Source organism: Vannielia sp. SX4, from assembly GCF_052828525.1.
Window position 1 is genome coordinate 2,141,163 of record NZ_CM128247.1, and the last position, 19,325, is coordinate 2,160,487.

22 protein-coding genes and 2 tRNA genes are annotated in these 19,325 nt (G+C 65.4%); 10 read left to right on the plus strand and 14 right to left on the minus strand.

The features are described 5' to 3' along the window. Positions 1-88: 88 nt before the first annotated feature. Genes ACUXVX_RS10480 through ACUXVX_RS10490 form a run of 3 tightly spaced genes read right to left on the minus strand, consistent with a single transcriptional unit; the run spans position 89 to position 3,228 of the window. Positions 89-1,945, minus strand: coding sequence for an ABC-F family ATP-binding cassette domain-containing protein (locus ACUXVX_RS10480; protein ID WP_446308266.1), 1,857 nt, complete (start codon positions 1,943-1,945; stop codon positions 89-91). A 53-nt stretch (positions 1,946-1,998) separates the two neighbouring features. Further along, entirely contained in the window at positions 1,999-2,481 is a 483-nt protein-coding gene (locus ACUXVX_RS10485; protein WP_222469600.1) for a hypothetical protein, read from the minus strand. Between the two features lie 51 nt (positions 2,482-2,532). Continuing rightward, the gene (locus ACUXVX_RS10490; protein WP_446308267.1) at positions 2,533-3,228 is read right to left on the minus strand and encodes an SDR family NAD(P)-dependent oxidoreductase; all 696 of its coding nucleotides are present in this window, start codon (positions 3,226-3,228) and stop codon (positions 2,533-2,535) included. 108 nt (positions 3,229-3,336) lie between these two features. On the opposite strand from ACUXVX_RS10490, the gene ndk reads away from it, so the two are divergent. Next, a complete protein-coding gene (gene ndk / locus ACUXVX_RS10495) occupies positions 3,337-3,759 on the plus strand; it encodes a nucleoside-diphosphate kinase (protein WP_222469598.1) in 423 nt (140 codons plus the stop codon). 74 nt (positions 3,760-3,833) lie between these two features. On the opposite strand, the gene ACUXVX_RS10500 is transcribed toward ndk, so the two are convergent. From ACUXVX_RS10500 to ACUXVX_RS10510, 3 genes are all read right to left on the minus strand, one after another. Beyond that, a complete protein-coding gene (locus tag ACUXVX_RS10500) occupies positions 3,834-4,232 on the minus strand; it encodes a DUF4112 domain-containing protein (protein WP_446308268.1) in 399 nt (132 codons plus the stop codon). A gap of 57 nt (positions 4,233-4,289) precedes the next feature. Further along, complete coding sequence (locus ACUXVX_RS10505) at positions 4,290-4,625, minus strand: TfoX/Sxy family DNA transformation protein (protein WP_446308269.1); 336 nt, start codon at positions 4,623-4,625, stop codon at positions 4,290-4,292. Between the two features lie 78 nt (positions 4,626-4,703). Continuing rightward, complete coding sequence (locus ACUXVX_RS10510; RefSeq protein ID WP_222469596.1) at positions 4,704-4,856, minus strand: hypothetical protein; 153 nt, start codon at positions 4,854-4,856, stop codon at positions 4,704-4,706. A 239-nt stretch (positions 4,857-5,095) separates the two neighbouring features. Between ACUXVX_RS10510 and ACUXVX_RS10515 the strand changes: the two genes are divergently transcribed. From ACUXVX_RS10515 to ACUXVX_RS10530, 4 genes are all read left to right on the plus strand, one after another. Next, entirely contained in the window at positions 5,096-6,748 is a 1,653-nt protein-coding gene (locus ACUXVX_RS10515) for a thiamine pyrophosphate-dependent enzyme (RefSeq protein WP_446308270.1), read from the plus strand. Between the two features lie 39 nt (positions 6,749-6,787). After that, positions 6,788-7,507 (plus strand): 3-oxoacid CoA-transferase subunit A, encoded by a 720-nt coding sequence (locus ACUXVX_RS10520; RefSeq protein WP_446308271.1) that lies wholly within the window; start codon positions 6,788-6,790, stop codon positions 7,505-7,507. Then, the gene (locus ACUXVX_RS10525) at positions 7,507-8,178 is read left to right on the plus strand and encodes a 3-oxoacid CoA-transferase subunit B (RefSeq protein ID WP_446308272.1); all 672 of its coding nucleotides are present in this window, start codon (positions 7,507-7,509) and stop codon (positions 8,176-8,178) included. The genes ACUXVX_RS10520 and ACUXVX_RS10525 overlap by 1 nt, the downstream gene beginning before the upstream one ends. Before the next feature lie 186 nt (positions 8,179-8,364). Continuing rightward, complete coding sequence (locus ACUXVX_RS10530) at positions 8,365-8,940, plus strand: transglutaminase-like cysteine peptidase (RefSeq protein WP_446308273.1); 576 nt, start codon at positions 8,365-8,367, stop codon at positions 8,938-8,940. 39 nt (positions 8,941-8,979) lie between these two features. Here the strand turns inward: ACUXVX_RS10530 and ACUXVX_RS10535 are convergent, their stop codons facing one another. From ACUXVX_RS10535 to ACUXVX_RS10550, 4 genes are all read right to left on the minus strand, one after another. Next, a complete protein-coding gene (locus tag ACUXVX_RS10535) occupies positions 8,980-9,381 on the minus strand; it encodes a hypothetical protein (RefSeq protein WP_222469591.1) in 402 nt (133 codons plus the stop codon). A 180-nt stretch (positions 9,382-9,561) separates the two neighbouring features. Next, a complete protein-coding gene (locus ACUXVX_RS10540) occupies positions 9,562-10,146 on the minus strand; it encodes a hypothetical protein (protein ID WP_446308274.1) in 585 nt (194 codons plus the stop codon). Positions 10,147-10,482: 336 nt separating this feature from the next. Then, a tRNA-Asn gene (locus tag ACUXVX_RS10545) sits at positions 10,483-10,557 on the minus strand. Between the two features lie 68 nt (positions 10,558-10,625). Then, the gene (locus tag ACUXVX_RS10550) at positions 10,626-11,531 is read right to left on the minus strand and encodes an MBL fold metallo-hydrolase (RefSeq protein ID WP_446308275.1); all 906 of its coding nucleotides are present in this window, start codon (positions 11,529-11,531) and stop codon (positions 10,626-10,628) included. Between the two features lie 36 nt (positions 11,532-11,567). Here ACUXVX_RS10550 and ACUXVX_RS10555 point away from each other — a divergent pair, with 36 nt between their 5' ends. Continuing rightward, positions 11,568-12,893: an ATP-binding protein gene (locus ACUXVX_RS10555; protein WP_446308276.1), complete on the plus strand. Its 1,326-nt coding sequence runs from the start codon at positions 11,568-11,570 to the stop codon at positions 12,891-12,893. Positions 12,894-12,925: 32 nt separating this feature from the next. Here the strand turns inward: ACUXVX_RS10555 and rnd are convergent, their stop codons facing one another. The 3 genes from rnd to purM all read right to left on the minus strand — a co-directional run bounded on the left by rnd (position 12,926) and on the right by purM (position 15,827). Beyond that, entirely contained in the window at positions 12,926-14,080 is a 1,155-nt protein-coding gene (gene rnd, locus ACUXVX_RS10560; protein ID WP_446308277.1) for a ribonuclease D, read from the minus strand. 107 nt (positions 14,081-14,187) lie between these two features. Then, positions 14,188-14,739 (minus strand): phosphoribosylglycinamide formyltransferase, encoded by a 552-nt coding sequence (gene purN, locus ACUXVX_RS10565; RefSeq protein ID WP_446311526.1) that lies wholly within the window; start codon positions 14,737-14,739, stop codon positions 14,188-14,190. Between the two features lie 41 nt (positions 14,740-14,780). Next, the gene (gene purM / locus ACUXVX_RS10570) at positions 14,781-15,827 is read right to left on the minus strand and encodes a phosphoribosylformylglycinamidine cyclo-ligase (protein WP_446308278.1); all 1,047 of its coding nucleotides are present in this window, start codon (positions 15,825-15,827) and stop codon (positions 14,781-14,783) included. A gap of 103 nt (positions 15,828-15,930) precedes the next feature. On the opposite strand from purM, the gene ACUXVX_RS10575 reads away from it, so the two are divergent. Both ACUXVX_RS10575 and ACUXVX_RS10580 read left to right on the plus strand, forming a co-directional pair. Beyond that, positions 15,931-16,007 (plus strand) — tRNA-Ile (locus ACUXVX_RS10575). Between the two features lie 45 nt (positions 16,008-16,052). Further along, positions 16,053-17,261: a methyltransferase domain-containing protein gene (locus ACUXVX_RS10580; protein WP_446308279.1), complete on the plus strand. Its 1,209-nt coding sequence runs from the start codon at positions 16,053-16,055 to the stop codon at positions 17,259-17,261. Between the two features lie 30 nt (positions 17,262-17,291). Here ACUXVX_RS10580 and ACUXVX_RS10585 read toward each other — a convergent pair whose 3' ends face one another. Continuing rightward, on the minus strand, positions 17,292-17,765 hold the full coding sequence (locus tag ACUXVX_RS10585; protein ID WP_446308280.1) for a hypothetical protein: 474 nt from the start codon (positions 17,763-17,765) through the stop codon (positions 17,292-17,294). Positions 17,766-17,889: 124 nt separating this feature from the next. On the opposite strand from ACUXVX_RS10585, the gene ACUXVX_RS10590 reads away from it, so the two are divergent. Both ACUXVX_RS10590 and acuI read left to right on the plus strand, forming a co-directional pair. Further along, entirely contained in the window at positions 17,890-18,318 is a 429-nt protein-coding gene (locus ACUXVX_RS10590; protein WP_222469582.1) for a SufE family protein, read from the plus strand. Positions 18,319-18,329: 11 nt separating this feature from the next. Beyond that, positions 18,330-19,316: an acrylyl-CoA reductase (NADPH) gene (gene acuI / locus ACUXVX_RS10595; RefSeq protein WP_446308281.1), complete on the plus strand. Its 987-nt coding sequence runs from the start codon at positions 18,330-18,332 to the stop codon at positions 19,314-19,316. Positions 19,317-19,325 lie beyond the last annotated feature (9 nt).

Sequence of the window (19,325 nt, forward strand, 5' to 3'; positions counted from 1 at the left end):
GCCTACGAAAAATTCAGGCCCCGCGCTGCACGGCGCGGGGTTTTTCTTTTATTCGCAGTGTCTTGCAGGGTCGAGTTGAGGCAGCGCCTCAAGCGGCGTCTTGCGCGTTTTCGAGCTTTTCGCCGACGCTCATCCAGATCGCTTCGGCGCGCTCCAGCCCTTCCATAACCTCGGCGTATTTGGCGTTCCAGGTGGCGAGCTCGCCCTTGCGGGCGTCTTCGTAAAGATCGGGGTCGGCCAGCTTGGTGGCGAGTTTGTCGCGCATCTCTTCCAGTTTGGCGACGCGGGCTTCGGCCTTCTTCAGCTCCGACCGGAGGGCCTGGATATCGGCCTGGCTCACCCGTTTGGCGGGTTTGGGCTTTTCCTTCTCCTTGCTGGGCTTCTCGGGCGTGGCGAGGAGCAGGCGGCGGTAGGCTTCGAGATCTTCGTCAAAGGGTTTGACGGTGCCGCCATCGACCAGCCAGAGCCGATCAGCCACGTGGCTCAGCAGGTGCATGTCGTGGCTCACGAGCACCACGGCGCCGGTGTAGGCAGTGAGGGCCTCGACCAGAGCCTCGCGGCTTTCCATGTCGAGGTGGTTGGTCGGCTCATCAAGGATGAGCATGTGGGGGGCTTCGAGCGTGGCTATGAGCAGGGAGAGCCGCGCCTTCTGGCCACCGGAGAGTTTGCCCACGGGGGTTTCTGCCTGCGCCGCCATGACACCGAAGCCAGCCAGCCGGGCGCGATGCTTGCCGGGCAGCTCATCGGGCTTCATCCGGCGCAGGTGCTCGAGCGGGGTCTCTTCGGGGCGCAGCTCGTCGAGTTGGTGCTGGGCGAAGTAGCCGATGCGGAGCTTGCGGGCCGAGATCATTCGACCGGAGAGAGCCTCGAGTTTGCCGGCGAGCAGCTTGGAGAGGGTGGATTTGCCCTGACCGTTGCGGCCTAGCAGGGCGATGCGGTCGTCTTGATTGATGCGCAGGCTCAGGCGTTGCAGGACGGGCGTGCCATCGTAGCCGACGGCGGCGCCTTCCATGTTGACGATGGGGGGCGAGAGCTCTTCGGGCTCGGGGAAAGTGAAGACCTTCAGCGCGGCTTCCTGCGGCGTGCTGATGGGCTTGAGGCGGGCGAGCATCTTGAGGCGGCTTTGCGCCTGTACGGCTTTGGAGGCCTTGGCGCGGAAACGGTCCACGAAGCTTTGCAGGTGCGCGCGGCGGGCCTCTTGCTTGCGGTTTTCGGCCTCGGCCACCGCGAGGCGGGCGGCGCGGGTCTCGGCAAAGCTGTCGTAGTTGCCTTGGTAGAAGGTCAGCTTGCGGTCTTCGAGGTGCAGGATCCCCCCGACGGCGCGGTTGAGCAGGCCCCTGTCATGCGAAATTACAATGACGGTGTGCGGGTAGCGGGCGAGATAGCTTTCGAGCCAGAGCGCGCCTTCGAGGTCGAGGTAGTTGGTCGGCTCGTCGAGTAGCAGCAGGTCCGGCTGCGAAAAGAGCACGGCGGCGAGGGCCACGCGCATCCGCCAGCCGCCGGAGAAATCGGCGCAGGGGCGCTGCTGGTCTTCGTGCGAGAAGCCGAGGCCGGAGAGGATGGAGGCGGCGCGGGCTTCGGCAGACCATGCGTCGATATCGGCCAGCCGGGTTTGCACCTCGGCAATGCGGTGGGGGTCGGTGGCGGTTTCGGCCTCAGCCAGCAGGGCGGCGCGCTCGGTGTCGGCGGCCAGAACGGTGGTGAGCAGCGAGTCGTCGGTTGCCGGCGCTTCCTGTGCCACGCCCCCGATGCGGGCGCGGGTGGGGTAGGAGATGTCGCCACCCTCAAGCGCGAGTTCACCGCGGATCAGGCGGAAGAGGGTGGTTTTGCCCGTGCCGTTGCGCCCGACGAGGCCGACCTTGTGGCCCTCGGGGATGGTCGCGGAGGCGTGCTCGAAGAGTGGTCGGCCTTCCATGGCAAAGGATATATCGGAAATGCGCAGCATGGCGCGGGCCTAGCAGAGCCCGCGCGGCAGTTCCATAGGCATCGAAAGGCAGGTTACTCGAGCGTCACGTCGAGTGCGGCGCCGTTGTTGCCCCAGCCCCACTTATCGCGCGAGGCGACGATCGCGGAGGTGGCAATGGCGGCAACGATGCCCACCGGCGATGCGCCTGCGACAACGGTGCCCTGAATCTGCGGCTGGATCACCGCATCACCCTCGCCAGAGGCGCTTTGGCACGAGATGCGCAGGGGCGTCGGCTTCCCTTTCAACTCGGGCAGGCGCAGGGTGACCGGGGTGGTCAGCGGCGGCATGGTGAATTCGGCGCTGTCGAGGGTGCAGCGGGCGCCGACGACTTCCTTGCGCTTGGAACCCTTGCCCACATAGCTGCGCAGGACCGGCTCGGAGAAGCCGAGGATACGGTCATTGATGCTGGCGTGTTTCGCGCGGGCAGTGACGGGCGCTTGGGTGACAGGCGCGCCGCTCATACAGGCAGAGAGCGTGAGCAGGGCGGCGGTGGCGGCGATCTGTGCTTTCATCATATTTCCCGGTGTTTTCAAGGCGGTGCTTGATAGGGGGCCAGGGGCCATGGATCAAGGCGTGATCTCCTTACCGTCCCATGCAAAGAGCTTGCCGCTGTCGTCCGGGGTGGTAGCCGCGATGGTGCGCCAGAGGTGGGCGGCACTCTCCGATGGCGTGAAGACCTTGGGGGCATTGCCGCGGTAGGGCTGCGACAGAGCGGTGGCAACGGTGCCGGGGTGGAGGCCGATGAGGCGCGCCTGAGGGTGGGTGCGGGCGAGTTCGATGGAAAAGGTGCGGATGACCTGGTTCAGCGCAGCCTTGGACGCGCGGTAGCTGACCCAGCCGCCAAGGTTGTTGTCGGAGATCGAGCCGACGCGGGCGGAGAGCGCGGCGGCGAAGGCGGGGGCCTTGCGGGGCAGGCGCGGCAGGAAGTGTTTGAATATCGTCGCGGGGAGGATGGCGTTGACGCGATAGACCTCGGCCATTGCAGCTGGGTCGAGGGCTTTGAGGCTCTTCTCCGGCGCGTAGCTATCGGTGTGCAGCGTGCCGAGGGTGATGAGCAGGCCGGAAATCTCGGGCAGATCCTCGGCGAGTTGCGCGAGGGCTGTTTCGTTATCCGGATCGAGATGATGGGCAGTCGTGCCTTCTGGCGCGGTGCCACGGGTGACGACATGAACGGGCGGAGCTTTGGGCGCGGCGAGGGCGGCCTGCGCGAGCGCGGTGCCGATGCTGCCAGCGCCGAAGATCAGGAGGGGCGGGGTGCTCATGCGGCTTAGCTAGGGCGCATTCGGGGGCTTTCAAAACCGAATGCCGCGTGTTACCGCAGCCGCGAAATTCGGACCGGGCCAGCGCCCGGCACATAAAGGAGATGCCAGATGGCCACCGAACGCACGCTTTCCATCATCAAGCCCGATGCCACCCGCCGCAACCTGACCGGCAAGATCAACGCCAAGTTCGAAGAGGCCGGTCTGCGGATCGTCGCCCAGAAGCGGATCAAGCTTTCGATGGAGCAGGCCGGCAAGTTCTACGAAGTGCACGCCGAGCGCCCGTTCTACGGTGAGCTCTGCGAGTTCATGGCCTCCGAGCCGGTGGTCGTGCAGGTGCTGGAAGGCGAGGGCGCCATCCTGAAGAACCGCGAAGTGATGGGCGCGACCAACCCTGCCGATGCGGCCCCGGGCACCATCCGTGCCGAATTCGCCGAGTCGGTTGGCGAGAACTCGGTGCACGGTTCGGACGCCCCCGAGACCGCCGCGCAGGAGATCGCCTTCTTCTTCAGCGGGCTTGAGCTGGTCGGCTAAGGCCGAAGGGATATGGCGGACAGATGTTCGCCGGCCAAGGGGCGCTCTTCGGAGCGCCCTTTTTGCTTTGAGCGTTAACTGGGAACGGTCACATCGCGGGCGAGTGTCGCCTGTTTTGCGAGGTTCTTCTCCAGCAGGCACACGTTTCGGATGTTGGCGTTGTAGGCAGCGTCGAAGATGTCGCCCAGGACTGGGATCGAGCCGATTGACCAGTCGAGCGCCATGTTGAACCCCATGTAGGCCAGGGCGCCGGGTGTGGCGCCCAGTCGGTGGGCCTTCCAGATGATATAGGCGGAGGGGGCGGCGGCGAGGGTGTCGCCGACCACGGGGATCAGGCCGAGGAATGTGTCGAGGCCCACATCGATCTGGGTGCCGGGCACGCGGACGAGTGCGTCCATCCGCCGGGCAAGGCGGTGAAGCGCGGCGATTTCGGCGTCGATGGCCGGGCCGGAGAGAGGCATTGGCGAGGTCATATAGAGTATATGGGGACGAGTGGGCCCAATGTGAAGGGTATTCACATCGGGTACGTCTCAGCGCGGGCGCACGCCGATCTGGTCGAGCACACGCTCAAGTTCGGAAAGCCCGGGGTCGTGCGCGTCTGCAACGATGGCATCGAAGCGGGCACGGAGGCGCTCCTTTTCCTTGCCCTTGCAGTCGTTCCACGGGCGGCCCTGCAGGCCCATCTCTATTACGTAATACGCAATGAAATGGGGGCGGGCACCGTTCTTCAGCAGGCGACGGTAGGTTTCATCGGTCCCTAAGGCCGCGAGCTCTTCGGCCGAGTGGATACCGGCACGGGCACAGGAGGCCTCCATTGCGGGGCCGAGATTGCGGATCGAGGAAACGGGAGAGCGGGAGTCGGCCATGATGGCCGCAACTTAGCGCCGGGTTTCGGCGCGGAACAGGGGCGAGATCCGCCCCTGCTGACAGGTCGTGTCAGCGGGTCAGATGCTGGCCCAGTCGGTGATGATGTACCGCTTGTCTGTCTCGGCATCGGGGGAAATATCCCAGATGTCGGACTTGTTCTCGCGCTGGCGCTTGTCGGCGGCGCGCTCTTCGGTCTTCATCTCCGGCTTGGCGGATTTCTTCGGTGCCATTGCCCTTTTCCTTTGCTGTGTCACCACCCCAACGGGCGCTGCCCGGCGATGGTTCCTGCCTCACATGTGGGAGTTTGCCTCCTCTGTCTGGATATTGGGTGCCGCAATTGTGACCAAAATGGGGCGGGGATATTGGATTTGCCTCGAAATGAAGGGGTGTGGCAGGAAGGCCGCGACGGTCCTTGTGGGGATCGGCGGAATATGCTTAACATGTGAACGAAATGGCCAGGGAGGGCGGCATGAGCGGCAACAAGGCGGAGCGGACCACGGGCGAGGCGCTGGCGGCTGGGCTGGCAGAGGCCGGGACCGAGGTGGTTTTCGGCATACCCGGTGCACATATGTACGCGTTCAACGACGCTTTGGCGCGAGAGGCCGGGCGCATCCGGTTTATCCACACGCGGCATGAGCAGGGGGCGGGTTACATGGCCTATGGCTATGCGCGCTCATCCGGCAAGCCGGGGGTGTTTACCGTGGTGCCGGGGCCGGGGGTGCTGAATGCGGGAGCTGCGGTGAGCACAGCCTATGCCGGGGGGACGCCGGTGCTGTGCGTCACCGGCAACATCTTTTCCAACCTCATTGGTCAGGGCCGGGGGCAGCTGCATGAGTTGCCAGACCAGCTTGCGACGCTGGGTAGTTTCACCCGCTGGGCGGGGCGGGTGGAGCATGCGAGCGAGACCGGGCGGATGCTGGGCCGGGCCTTTGGCGAGATGGCGCGGGGCCGGGGCGGGCCTGCTGCGATCGAGGCGCCGTGGGATGTGATGGCCGCCAAGGGGACCGTGCGCGGGGGCTTTGAGCGCGAGGAAGTGCTGCCGCCGCCGCTCGATGAGGAGCAGGTGGCGCATGCTGCCGAAATGATCGCCGCCGCCGAGAACCCGATGATCTTCGTCGGCTTCGGCGCGATGGAGGCGGGCGCAGAGGTACTCGCGCTGGCCCGCAAGCTGGGCGTGCCGGTGGTGGCGCATCGCTCCGGCAAGGGGGTGATCCCCGAGGATGATCCGCTGAGTGTGAACATGGTGGCGGGGTATGATCTGTATCGTGACTGCGACCTTGTGATCGGCATCGGCTCGCGGCTGGAGTTACCCTTCATGCGCTGGCAGTGGCGGCCCGAGGGGCTGAAGGTGCTGCGGATCGACATCGACCCAACGGAGGCGGTGCGGCTGAAGCCCGATGCTTTCGTTCTGGGCGATGCGGCGGAGGCTTGTGCGGCGCTCGTGGGCCGCGTTGCTCAGGGGCCCAACCGGAGCGAGGCGATTGGCGCGGCGCGGGCGGCGGCTGAGGAGAAGATCGAGGAGGTGCAGCCGCAGGTGGGCTTTCTCAAGGCGATCCGGGCGGCGCTGCCGCGGGACGGGTTCTTCGTGGAGGAGATCAGCCAGGTGGGGTTCACGGCGCGGTTTGCCTTTCCAGTCTATGAGCCTCGGACCTATGTGACGAGCGCGTATCAGGAGAACCTCGGGTTCGGCTACAACACCGCGCTGGGGGTGAAGGTGGCCAATCCGGAGAAAGCCGTGGTGGCGGTGACCGGCGACGGGGGGTTCCTCTTCGGGGCGCAGGAGATGGCGACGGCGGCGCAGCACGGGATCGGCGTGGTGGTCGTGGTCTTCGACAACGGGGCCTTTGGCAACGTGCTGCGGGATCAGGACACGCAATACGAGGGGCGCAGGCTGGGGGCGGAGCTGGGCAATCCGGATTTCGTGGCGATGGCGAAGAGCTTTGGGCTGCATGCCGAGCGGGCCGATACGCCGGAGGCGCTGGAGGTGGCGTTGAAGGCGGCAATCAAGCGGGATGAGCCGGCGCTGATCTGCGTGAAGCAGGAGCGCGGCAGCGATGGCTCGCCTTGGTCGCTGCTGATGCCTGCGCCCCATGGAGCACCGCCGAAAAAGGGCTATTTCTGAGCCGCCTTGCCCGCTAGGGTCCGGGCGAGGGAGGACGGCATGGACAAGTCTGTGGCAAGCCTTGAGGCGGCGGTGGCCGATATTGCCGACGGGGCGGTGGTGATGATCGCGGGCTTCGGCGGCTCGGGGATTCCGGTGGAGCTGATCCATGCACTAGTGGCGCGGTTTCGGGCGACGGGGCATCCGGGCGAGCTGACGGTGGTCAATAACAACGCGGGCACCGGGGCAGTGGGCATTGCAGCCATGCTGGATGCTGGGATGGTGGCCAGGGTGATCTGCTCCTTTCCGCGCTCCTCGCAGCCGCAGGCCTTCCAGCGGCGCTATGAGGCGGGCGAGGTGGAGCTTGAGTTGGTGCCACAGGGCACGCTGGCCGAGCGGATCCGGGCCGGGGGCGCGGGCATTCCGGCGTTTTACACCGCGACGGGGGTGGGGACCGAGCTTGCGGAGGGCAAGCCGGTGGAGGAATTCGAGGGGCGGGCCTATCTGCGCGAGCGCTGGCTGAAGGCGGATGTGGCGCTGGTGAAGGGCGAGCTGGGCGATGCCCATGGCAACCTGACCTACCGCCTGGCGGCGCGGAACTTTGCGCCCATCATGGCGATGGCGGCGGGCTGCACAATTGCGCAAGTGTCTCGGCTGGTGAGGCCGGGGGAGATTGCGCCAGAGCAGGTGGTGACGCCGGGGATCTTCGTGGCGCGCGTGGTCGAGGTGCCGGAGCCCGCGCAGGAAGAGGTACTGGTGCGGGCGGGGGAGGCGTTCTGATGGAGAAGCTCAGCAGCGCGGGCATCGCCTGGAGGGCGGCGCAGGACATCGCGGACGGCGCCTATGTGAACCTCGGTATCGGGTTTCCGGAGATGGTTGCGCAGTTTCAGCCTGCGGGCCGCCACGTGACCTATCACAGCGAGAATGGCATCCTCGGGATGGGCCCTGCGCCGGAGGCGGGCGCGGAGGATTGGGATGTGATCAATGCGGGCAAGAAGGCGGTGACGCTGAACCCGGGGGCCAGCATCTTTCACCATGCGGACAGCTTCGCCATGGTGCGCGGCGGACATATCGATTTGGCCGTGCTCGGCGCCTACGAAGTGGCCGAGAACGGCGACCTCGCCAACTGGCGGATCGGCAACAAGGGCACGCCGGCGGTGGGTGGCGCGATGGATATGGTGACGGGCGCGAAGCGGGTGGCGGTGGTGACCGAGCATGTGACCAAGACCGGGGCGCCGAAGCTGGTGGAACGCTGCGCCAACCCGCTGACAGGCGTGGGCTGCGTGAGCCGGATCTACACCTCTCTTTCGGTGGTTGACGTGGTCGAGGGGCGCTTTGTGCTGCGGGAGAAACTCCCAGGCCTGACGTTTGAAGCGCTTCAGGCCGTCACCGGCGCGCAACTCCATCAGGCGGGGCCGGTTGGCGACTTGATGGTGCCGGAGGGGCTATGAAGCCGCCTGTGGCGCGATTGCGCCCATATTGCTGCAGTTTTTGCGGGAACCTTGCGCATTAAGCCCAGGTTAGTCATTCAAGATCAATAAAAGGGACGACCGCGCGGCTTGAGGGCTGCGCCCTCGTCTCTGACTGAGCAGAGCCGAGATGCCGAATTAACGGCACAACAGCTATTGAGGTGGCAGATGAAGTCAGGTCTTTCCTGGAGCGTGAGAGCTGCGTTTGCAGCGGTACTGGCTCTAACAGCACTTCCGGCAGCGGCGACTGTGGGCGGCAGCTTTCTTGTGGCGGCACGTGCTGCGCCGGCTCCTAGCGGTGCACAGGCGCTGTGTTCAACATATAGCTGGGCTTGTGACGGCCGTGCAGGTGCGCAGCGCTCCCGCGAGATGGATCTCGTCAAGCGCGTCAACCGCTCGGTCAACGCATCGACCCGCGAAATCTCTGACCGCAGCCAATATGCGCGCGAGGAGCACTGGGCGTTGCCCACCCGACGGGGCGGGGACTGCGAGGACTTTGCCCTCATCAAGAAGCGCGAACTCATCCGCAGCGGTGTTGCGCCCGCACGGCTTTTGATTGCGACTGCGCTCGACCGCCAGAGGCGGTCTCACGCGGTGCTGATCTACCGCAGCGCGGGCGGCGATGTTGTGCTCGACAACCAGACAGATCGCCTGCGCGGCTGGCAGCAGACCGGCTACGTGTTCCTGCGGATGCAGGACCCGGCCGATCCGCGCCGATGGGTCTCTGGCTTTACCAGCCGCTAGGCGAAGTCGCTCTCAGAAGGTCTTGAGCTTTGGTTCGACCTAAACCTGGTCGTAGTAGTCATCGTAGCACTTCTCTGGTTCCTGCTCCGGCTCCTCCTCGGGCTCCGGTTCAGAGACGGTGGTCACGGGGCCACGGCCGCTGGGCGGGTTGGAGATTGCCGGGGCCGGGGCCGCGGTGGGCAGGTCGGTGAGCAGGACGCCGAGCTTCGGGCACTGCTGCTGCACAGTGGTCAGAAGGCCGGGAAAGTTGTCCTTCCGGGTGACGCTGCGCAGGAAGCCCTGGGTCACCACCTCACAGCCGCAGAGCTCGGCGGCAGAACTCATGCCGCTGGCGGTGAAGGCAGAGCAACGCTGCTGGGCAGCCGACTGGCTCGGCGCGATGAGGCCGAGACCGAGTGCTGCAGTGAGTACAATCGAGGTACGGGTCAGATAACGTGTCATTGAAAATCCTCCTTGAGGCACGTGGAAACAAGTCAAGTAATGCCGATAGGTTATGTGCCTTGCTCGTTTTCCCGCCATGGGGGCTGTGCCGCTTTCACGGCCGGCCCCCTGAAATTCACGCGGCGTTCACCATGATGCGGTGAGGTCGCCACCGAGGCGTGCTGCCCCGGCCCGAGGGGGTCAGTGGCCCTTGCCTTTCCCTTTGCCGCCACCCTTGCCGCCATCGGATTTTCCTTTGCTGCCGCCGCCCCAATCTCCTTTGCTGGGAGTTTCACCGGCCTTCCCGACATCCTTGTCGTTTCCGGGATTGCCGGAGCTGCCGCCAGGGTCACCGCCACCGTCACCGGTATCGCCGCCCGGCCCACCGTCGCCTGTGTCATCCTCATCAGTGCTGCCATCGGTGCCACCGGTATCCCCGGGATCGCCACCACCGTCCCCGCCCGTGCTTCCGGACCCGCCCGGCCCATCACTGCCATCGCCGTTTTCCGGATCGATCGCCGCGGTCGGCAGGTCGGTCAGCACGATGGCGAGTTTCGGACATTGCGATTCAATGGCCCCCAACAGCTCTGGGAACTGCGGGTTGCGTTGTACGCGCCGGATGAAGCTCTGGGTTACAACGGCGCACCCGCAGAGGGCATCGACCGAGGCGTAGGTCGTGGAGCCCGTGCAGCGTTTGCCTTCGGCGGCAAGACTTGCTGGAGCGGTGGCGACAGAACCGGAGAGACAGAGCAGCGCTGCCGCTACGGCATGAGGCTTGGGAAACATCACAACTCCCCCAGTGGAAAAAAATTTTCGAAATAGGCCTAAACGTGCCTCAGAATGAGCGAAATTTCGCCATATTTCAACAAAATTAAGACAATTTCCTGCCACATTCCCTGACGCGGGCGCAATGAGACACTTGACCGGGGATTGTTTCTGTTTGCGCCGAAGTGGTCGCGACCGCCTGCATGGGCGATGGGCCTTTGGGAGGACCATCGGTGTAGCGGCCATACTGAAGTGCGCACTCCACAAGCAGGCTTCGCTCAACGGGAACGCATGCGACGAATTAGCCGTACGTCGCACGGCTGCAGATACTGGAGTTTCCTTAGAAACTTGGGAAATTGGCTCCGGCGGTAGGGATCGAACCTACGACCAATTGATTAACAGTCAACTGCTCTACCGCTGAGCTACGCCGGAACACTGGCCGGGCTTTTAGCAATGGGCCGGGGGGGCGTCCAGAGGGTTTTGCGGAAAAATTTCTGGCGTTACGCGAGGGCGTATGTGGCGCTGGCCGAAAGGGTGGGGCTGGCGGTTGCGAGGCCCTGTTCGGTCAGGGCGATGAGCTGGGCGAGGAGGTTGCGCTCGGCGGCGGGGAGGAGGGCGGGCGGGACGTCGGTGTAGACCCGTGCGGTGAGCTCTGCGGGGGTAGCGGGGCCGGCGGCGAGGGCTTGGAGCACCTGGGATTCGCGGGCGCGGCGATGGTCGGCCAGCCAAGTGAGTCGCGCGGCGGGATCTGTGATGGGCGCGCCGTGGCCCGGGTGGTAGACGCGGGAAGGTCGCTCGGCGAGGAGGGCGAGGGAGGCCATGAAGGCTTTCACGTCGCCATCGGGGGGGCTGATGAGCGAGCTTGCCCAGCCCATCACGTGGTCGCCGGTAAAGACGGCCTCGCCCTCGGGGCGCTCGAGCGCGAAACTGAGATGGTTGGCGATGTGGCCGGGTGTGTGGAGGGCGGTGAGCCTCCAGCCAGGCCCCTCCAGCACGTCACCATGGGCGAGGCGGATATCAGCGGCAAAATCGGCGTCGATCCCTTCTCCGCCGCCTGCGAGGCCGCTTTCGGCGAGGCTTTGCATCACCGGACGGCGACCGTCGAAGTGGGTGCCGAAGGCGTAGATTTGCGCACCGGTTTCGGCGGCCATGCGCGCGGCGAGCGGCGAGTGGTCGAGATGCGAGTGGGTGCAGAGGATGTGGGAGATCGTCTGACCGGGCTTCAGCGCGGCGAGCAGCGCCTCGGCGTGGCTGGGCAGGTTCGGCCCGGGGTCGATCAGTACCAGCTCCGTTTCTCCGACGAGGTAGCTGTTGGTGCCCCAATGGGTCATTGGGGAGGGGTTGGGCGCGATCACGCGGGTGATGCCCGGCTCCAGCTCCACGGGCTTGCCTGTCTCGCTTTGCATCTTTCGTTCCCTGCCTGCCGCCCGTAACCTTGTGGCATGGATTTTTCGTGGTTGAAACGCTCGATGCCAAAGGGGATCTACGGCCGGGCCGCGCTGATCCTGCTTCTGCCTATCGTTGTGCTTCAGGTCGTGGTTTCGGTGGTGTTCATCCAGCGGCACTTCGAGGATGTGACGCAGCAGATGACCGACTCGCTGCTGCTGGAATTGCGGCACCTGAACGAGGAGGTCGAGGCGGCGCCCGATGCGGAGGCGGCCCTGCAATCAGTTGCAGGGCTTGCTGCTGCGCTCCGGCTCGAATTGACGCTGCCTGCGGAGGAGATGCACGGGTTTCGGCGGCCATTTTACGATGTGTCTGGCGCGACGGTGATTGCCGAGCTGCGCCGTGGGCTTGAGGGCGTGGAGGCGGTGGACCTTTCGGAGAGTTCCCGTCGGGTCCTTTTGCAGGTCAGCACCCGGCACGGGCCGCTTGGCATCAGTTTTGACAGGCGAAGGGTCAGCGCCTCCAACCCGCATCAGTTTCTGGTGCTGATGGGGTTCGTCGGTGTCGTGATGGCGCTTGTGGCGTTCATTTACCTGCGCAACCAGCTCCGACCGATCACGCGGCTTGCGGCGGCGGCGGAGGCTTTCGGCCGGGGCCGGATCGAACCCTACAAGCCCGCGGGCGCGGTGGAAGTGCGATCGGCGGGCCATGCGTTTTTGGACATGCGGGCACGGATCGAGCGGCAGACGGCGCAGCGCACCATGCTGCTCAGTGGCGTGAGCCACGACCTGCGGACGCCACTGACGCGGATGAAGCTGGGCCTGTCTCTGGCCGAGGCCGATGGCGCCGACGTGGAAGACCTAGGGCGCGATGTGGCGGAGATGGAGGCCATGCTGGATGGGTTTCTTGCCTTTGTCCGCTCTGAGGCCGGAGAGGCGGCGGAGCCGGTGAATGCGGTGGAGCTTGCCGAACAGGTGGCCGAGAAGGCGCGGCGCGCGGGCGGCAGGGTGGAGGTTGAGCGGCGTGGAGAAGGAGAGGAGGAGATTGCGGTGCGGGCGCTTTCAGTCGAGCGGGCGCTGACCAACCTGCTCTCAAACGCGCGGCGCTACGGGCAGACGGCGAAGCTGAGTGTCGATCTGGGCGAGCGCATGGTGCGCTTCACGGTGGAAGACGACGGTCCGGGCATCCCTGAAGCGCGGCGGGAGGAAGCGGTGAAGGCCTTTACCCGGCTTGATGCGGCCCGCAATCAGGATGCAGGTGGCGGGGTCGGGCTCGGGCTGGCGATTGCGCTGGATGTGGCGCGCAGCCACGGCGGCACACTGCGCCTCGGCGACAGCGAGGCGCTGGGTGGGCTTAAAGCTGAGTTGGTGCTGGCGCGGTAAGGAGCGCGGCCCGGATGGGCCACGCCCGATGTTTAGAGCTCGACGATCTCAACGTTCTCGCCTTTGAGAGCCAGCGCGACCCGCCCCTCGCAGAGCTTGAGGGCATCTTCACCGAAGACCTCGCGCCGCCAACCCTTCATGGCCGGAATGTCACGTTCGCCCGCGGCGATCTCATCCAGCTCGGCGGCAGAAGCGATGAGCCGCTGGGCGACGTTGAATCGTTCGCCTTTTGCCTTGAGCAGCACACGGAGAAGATCAGCCAGAGCGGGATTGACCTGCAGCTTCTCGCGCCGCCTGTCGACCTTGGGGAAGCTTTCGGGATCTGCTTCAAGCCCGGCCGAAACCGCTGTCAGGATTCCCTCGGCAATCTCGCCCCGGCGCGCTTCGCGCAGGAGGAGGCGGGATCGGGAAAGTTCTTTTTCATTTGAGGGCTTTGTCGAGGCAAGCTCAAGCAGTGCATCATCCTTGAAGACCCGGTTGCGGGGCACGTTGCGTGCCTGCGCATAGCCTTCACGGAAGCGCGCGAGTTCTCGGACGATCGCAAGAAAACGTCCGGAGTTTGTGCGGGTCTTGACCCGCTTCCAGGCCTCATCTGGATGGATCACGTAGGTCTCGGGGCTGAGCAGAACGCCAAGCTCCTCCTCGACCCATGGCGCGCGCCCGGTTTTGGCCAGTTCGGCTGCGAGATACTCATAGACGACCCGCAGGTGGGTCACGTCGGCCAAGGCGTATTCTTTCTGCGCATCGGTCAGCGGGCGGCGCGACCAGTCGGTGAATCGGCTGGATTTATCGACCTGTGCTTTCACGATCCGCTTCACAAGTGTCTCATAGCCGACCTGCTCGCCGAAGCCGCAGACCATGGCGGCGACCTGCGTGTCGAAGAGCGGCTCGGGGATGACCCCGCCTTCCACGAAAAAGATCTCCAGATCCTGCCGCGCGGCGTGGAAGACCTTTACCACATCGCGGTTGCGGAACAGCTCGTAGAGCGGTTCAAGCGACATGTCTTCGCCGAGGATCGGGTCCACCAGCACGGCCTCGCCGTCGCCCGGGAGGGCAAGCTGCACGAGGCAGAGTTTGGAGTAGTAGGTGCGTTCCCGCAGGAACTCGGTATCGACGGTGATATAGGGGGCCGTGGCCGCTGTTTGGCAGTAGGCCTCCAGCTCCTCGGTGGTCGTCAAAGTGCGCATAGATTGCGGGGCTCTCTTGTTGCAGGCGCGTCTCGCGCCACTGTTCTTTCCGCTTCACGTTTTCTAGGCGCAAGCGCTGGGAAAGGAAACCCTGCCTTGACGTCGATTCAAGACAGCCAGATCGGCTCGCGCTCGCCAGCGGCGAACCGGCGCAGGCAGGCCGGGTAGAGCCGGTGCTCCTGTGCAAGCACCCTTGCGGCAAGCGCATCAGGCGTGTCGTTGCTCAGGATCGACACCCGGGCCTGGCCGAGAATCGGGCCTTCATCCAGCGCAGGCGTGACCTCGTGCACGGTGCAGCCAGCTTCGTCATCTCCGGCCTCGAGGGCGCGGGCGTGGGTATGCAGGCCACGGTACTTTGGCAGCAGCGAGGGGTGGATGTTGAGCATCCGCCCTTCCCAATGACGGACGAAGCCCTCTGTCAGCACTCGCATGAAGCCCGCGAGGCAGATCAGATCTGCCCCAGCGGCCTCCAGGCGTTTGGTAAGTTCGGCCTCGAAGGCCGGGCGATCCTTGCCGAAGGGGCGGTGATTGACCGCGTCGGTTGCCACGCCAAGGGCCTGTGCCTTGGCCAGCCCGCCTGCGTCTGGATCGTTCGACATCACAAGCACGGGCCGGGCAGGGTGGCCCGCCTCGGCCATGCTCTCGACGAGCTTCACCATGTTCGAGCCGCCGCCCGAGAGCAGAATCGCGCAGGCTTTGGTCAAAGCAGCTTGCCTGTGTATGACACGCCTTCGCCTGCCTTCACGCGGCCCAGCACGCTGACCTGCTCGCCGGTGTCTTCCAACAGCGAGGTGAGCGCCTCTGCCTGATCGGCGGCGACGACGAGCACCATGCCGATGCCTGCGTTGAAGGTTTTCAGCAGTTCGGCTTCTTCCAGGCCGCCGGTTTCGGCCAGCCAGCGGAAGACCGGGGGCAGATCCCACGCACCAAGGTCCACCTCGGCGCCGAGGCCTTCGGGGAAGACGCGGGGCAGGTTCTCGGTCAGCCCGCCGCCAGTGATATGGGCCAAACCGTGGACACCGCCTGTGCGGATCGCGGCGAGCACCTGACGGACGTAGATGCGGGTGGGGGTAAGCAGGGCCTCGCCAAGCGTGCCATTGCTGAAGGGCGAGGGGGCATCCCAGCCCAGCCCGGCCATCTCGACCACACGGCGGACGAGGCTGTAGCCGTTTGAGTGGACGCCATCAGAGGCCAGCCCAAGCAGTACATCGCCCTCGGACACGCCATCGGGCAGGGCGGCGCCGCGCTCCATCGCGCCCACGGCGAACCCGGCGAGGTCGAAGTCCTTGCCCTCATACATCCCGGGCATTTCAGCGGTCTCGCCGCCGATGAGTGCCGCACCAGCCGACTTGCAGCCTGCGGCGATGCCCTCGACGATGGCCGCGCCTGCGGTGACATCGAGTTTGCCGGTTGCGAAGTAGTCGAGAAAGAAGAGCGGTTCGGCGCCTTGGCAGACGAGGTCATTCACGCACATGGCAACAAGGTCGATGCCCACGCCGTTCACCACGCCGGTGTCAATTGCGATCCGCAGCTTGGTGCCCACGCCATCGGTGGCGGCGACCAAAACCGGATCGTTGAAGCCCGCGGCCTTGAGGTCGAAAAGCCCGCCAAAGCCGCCGATGGAGCCCATCACGCCCGCCCGGTCGGTCGATTTCACCGCGGGCTTGATTGCCTCCACGAGCGCATTGCCCGCGTCAATGTCCACGCCCGCCTGTGCATAGGTCAAACCATTCTTGCCGTCGCTCATTCGCGCTCTCCTCGGTGCCGTCGCCCGCGCTTTAAGCCAAGCAGGCAACAATTGCCAGACGCGCTTGACCATGTCGGGCCGCGCGCCTAATCAGTCCCTCGGCGGGCCTGTAGCTCAATTGGTTAGAGCAGAGCGCTCATAACGCTTTGGTTGCGGGTTCAAGTCCTGCCGGGCCTACCACATGTTTCTCCTCGCCGCCCAATCCGATCCGCGCTAGCGTGCCGCATGGTCGACGATCTCACCCCCGCCCGCATCCCTTTGGCAGAGGCCGTGCAGGCCGCCCGCGCGGGGGACGAGGCAGGCTTGAAGGGCCATGCTTTGAAGGCCCTCGCGATAAAGGAAATCTCGGCGCCAGAGCTCAGCAAAGCTGTCGGGCTTTTGCTGGAGGCGGGGCAGTCGCAGGCGGCGTTGCGGGCGGTCAAAAAGCACTGTGAGGGCAAGGCGCCCTTGGCGGCGGGGTTCGCCAGCCTTGGCGCGTTGCACTTTGAGGCCGGCAAGGCTGGCCCGGCGGTGCGGGCGCTCGAACGGGCGTTGAAGATGCAGCCGGACGACCGGCAGAGTGCATTTTTGCTGGCGGACCTGATGTTTCAGAAGGGGGATGAGGCGAAAGCCGAGGCGGTTTGGAGCCGGGTTTTTGCGGCGCGCCCGGCAGATGCCGATATTCGCCTGAGGGCAGCGACGCAGATGGCGCATTTCGGGGCGGCAGCGGCGGCGCGGCGGGCGGTGGAGCAGGCCGAGCCGCTGCATGGTGACCCGGCCGAGTTTGCCTTCATGGCCGCCGCAATCACCGGGGACGATCCGCCGGACCTGCCGGATGCGGGCTACATCGCCCGGTTCTTTGACCGCACAGCGGCGCATTTCGACCAGAGTTTGGCGGGAGTACAGTATCGCGGGCCGGAGGTGCTGGCTGCTGCGCTGGAGGCGGTTGGGATCGCGCCTGGCGCGGGCCTGACGGTTCTTGACGCAGGTTGCGGCTCGGGCCTCTCAGCCCCGATCCTTACGCCAGTGGCCGCGCGGCTTGACGGAGTGGATATCAGCCCGGGCATTCTGGAAGAGGCCGCAAAGACAGGGGCTTATGTCAAGCTCTTCACATGCGACCTTGCCCGCGAGAGCCTGCCGGAGCCGGGCCTCTACGACCTGATCGTCGTGATGGATGTGTTCATTTACACCGGCGCTATAGCCCGGCCGCTCGCGACGCTCGCCAAGGGTCTGAAACCGGGAGGCCGGCTGATTTTCACCTGCGAGGCGGCGGTGGACAAGCCCGGGGGCTGGCAGCTCACGCCGAGCGGGCGCTATCGGCATGGCGAGAAGTTCATCTGCGAGGCGCTGGAGCGCACTGGGTTCAACCCGCCAGACCTGATGGTCACGGAGGTGCTGCGAAACGAGTTTCGTCGGCCGGTTGAAGGATTCGCGGTGGCTGCGACTCTCGCCTGAAAAGCGCGGAATGTGCCTCCCACTGTCAGCTCAGCGGCTGGCGCTCCGCTGGTTGACCTGGCCGCGCACCACAATCCGGCTGATGGAGGCCAGTTCGATGTTCGAAAGATGAATACCCACGGTGACTTCACGCGAGCGGGGCGGCCCCTCGATCTGAAACTCGAGCGGGCGCTCGATGCGGAAGTCGTAAACCATTACGCCGTTCCGGGGCAGGCCGTCGGGGGTGGCGGGCACAAGCTCGGCGTCCCAATAGCCCTGCGACGGCGGAAGGCCGACCGCGGTTATGATCGCGCCGCCCGGCGTGCGCTCTACGCTGAGGCGGGTGACCTGACCGACGAGCTGGCGGCTGTCGCGCACGGTGACGGTTTCAACTGCCGGGGCGGTGCGAGCCTCGGAGCGGGAGCCGCCAAACCAGTTGAACGGGTTGATCCGGCTTTCCGCGAGGCGGGAACAGCCTGTCAGCGCTGTCACCAGCACCATGGTGGCCAGAAGCGGTTTGATCATGCTCGTCCCTCGGCTTTTCTTTCATTGAGGGTTAGCGCAAAGGCGGCGCGTTGAAAAGCCCGGTGGAGGGCTGGACCTCGGGCGACGGAGGCCCTAGCTCTGGCCTTCGAAAGGAGCCCGCACCATGGCGAGAGACGCGTTTGAGGAGATCGTCGAGACCTTCGAGTTTCTGGACGACTGGGAAGACCGGTATCGGCACGTCATCGAGTTGGGCAAGGGAATGGAGCCTTTGCCGGAGGCGCAGAAGGTGCCGGCAACCAAGGTGGAGGGCTGCGCGAGCCAGGTTTGGCTGGTGCCGGAGGTCGAGGGCGCAGGGCCGGGGGCGGTGCTGAGTTTTACCGGCGAGAGCGATGCGATGATCGTGAACGGGCTGATCGCGGTGCTGAAGGCGCTTTACTCGGGGGCGTCGGTAGCTGAGGTGCAGGCCGTGGATGCCCCGGCAGAGCTGAAGCGGCTGGGGTTGGACGAGCATTTGAGTTCGCAACGGTCGAACGGGTTGAGGGCCATGGTGGCGCGAGTGCGTGCCGTGGCGGAGAAAGCGGCAGCAGCCTGAGGGAGAGAGACATGCGTGCATTGATCGTTGAGAAGGATGACGAGGGAAAGACCTCGGCCAGCGTTCAGGAGATCGAGGAGAGCCGGTTGCCCGAGGGCGAGGTGACGGTTGCGGTCGAATACTCGACGGTGAACTACAAGGACGGGCTCTGCATTGGCCCGGGCGGAGGGCTGGTGCGCAATTACCCCCATGTGCCCGGTATCGACTTTGCCGGTACGGTCGAGTCCAGCGATGACCCGCGGTACAAGGCGGGCGACAAGGTTGTGCTCACCGGCTGGCGTGTGGGTGAGGCGCATTGGGGCGGCTATGCCGAGAAGGCGCGGGTGAAGGCTGACTGGCTGGTGCCACTGCCCGATGGACTCAGCACGCGGGCGGCGATGGCTGTTGGCACCGCCGGGTTTACCGCGATGCTGGCTGTGATGGCGCTGGAGAAGCACGGGTTGAAGCCGGGGCAGGGGCCTGTGCTGGTCACCGGCGCTTCGGGCGGGGTGGGCTCGGTTGCCACTGCGATTCTGGCGAAACTCGGCTACGAGGTGGCGGGCGTCACCGGGCGGCCCGAGTCGGTAGATTACCTGCGCGACCTCGGTGCGACCCAGATCGTTGCGCGGGATGAGATTGCCGAGACCGTGAAGCGCCCGCTGGAAAGCGAGACATGGGCAGGCTGTGTGGATGCCGTGGGCGGCGCGATGCTGGCCCGTGTGTTGGGCCAGATGAAATATGGCGCGTCCGTTGCGGCTGTGGGCCTTGCAGGCGGTGCGGGCCTTCCGGCAACTGTCGTGCCGTTCCTGCTGCGCGGAGTTAATCTGCTGGGCATCGACTCTGTCATGCAGCCCTATGAGAACCGTCTCGAAGCGTGGAAGCGGGTCGCCACGGATCTGCCGATGGAAAAGCTCGAAGCGATGATCAAGCCTGCAACGCTGGCCGATTTGCCAGGGCTTGGCGCCGATATCCTCAAGGGGCAGGTGCGCGGCCGGGTGGTGGTTGACGTGAACGCCTGAGGCAAGCTG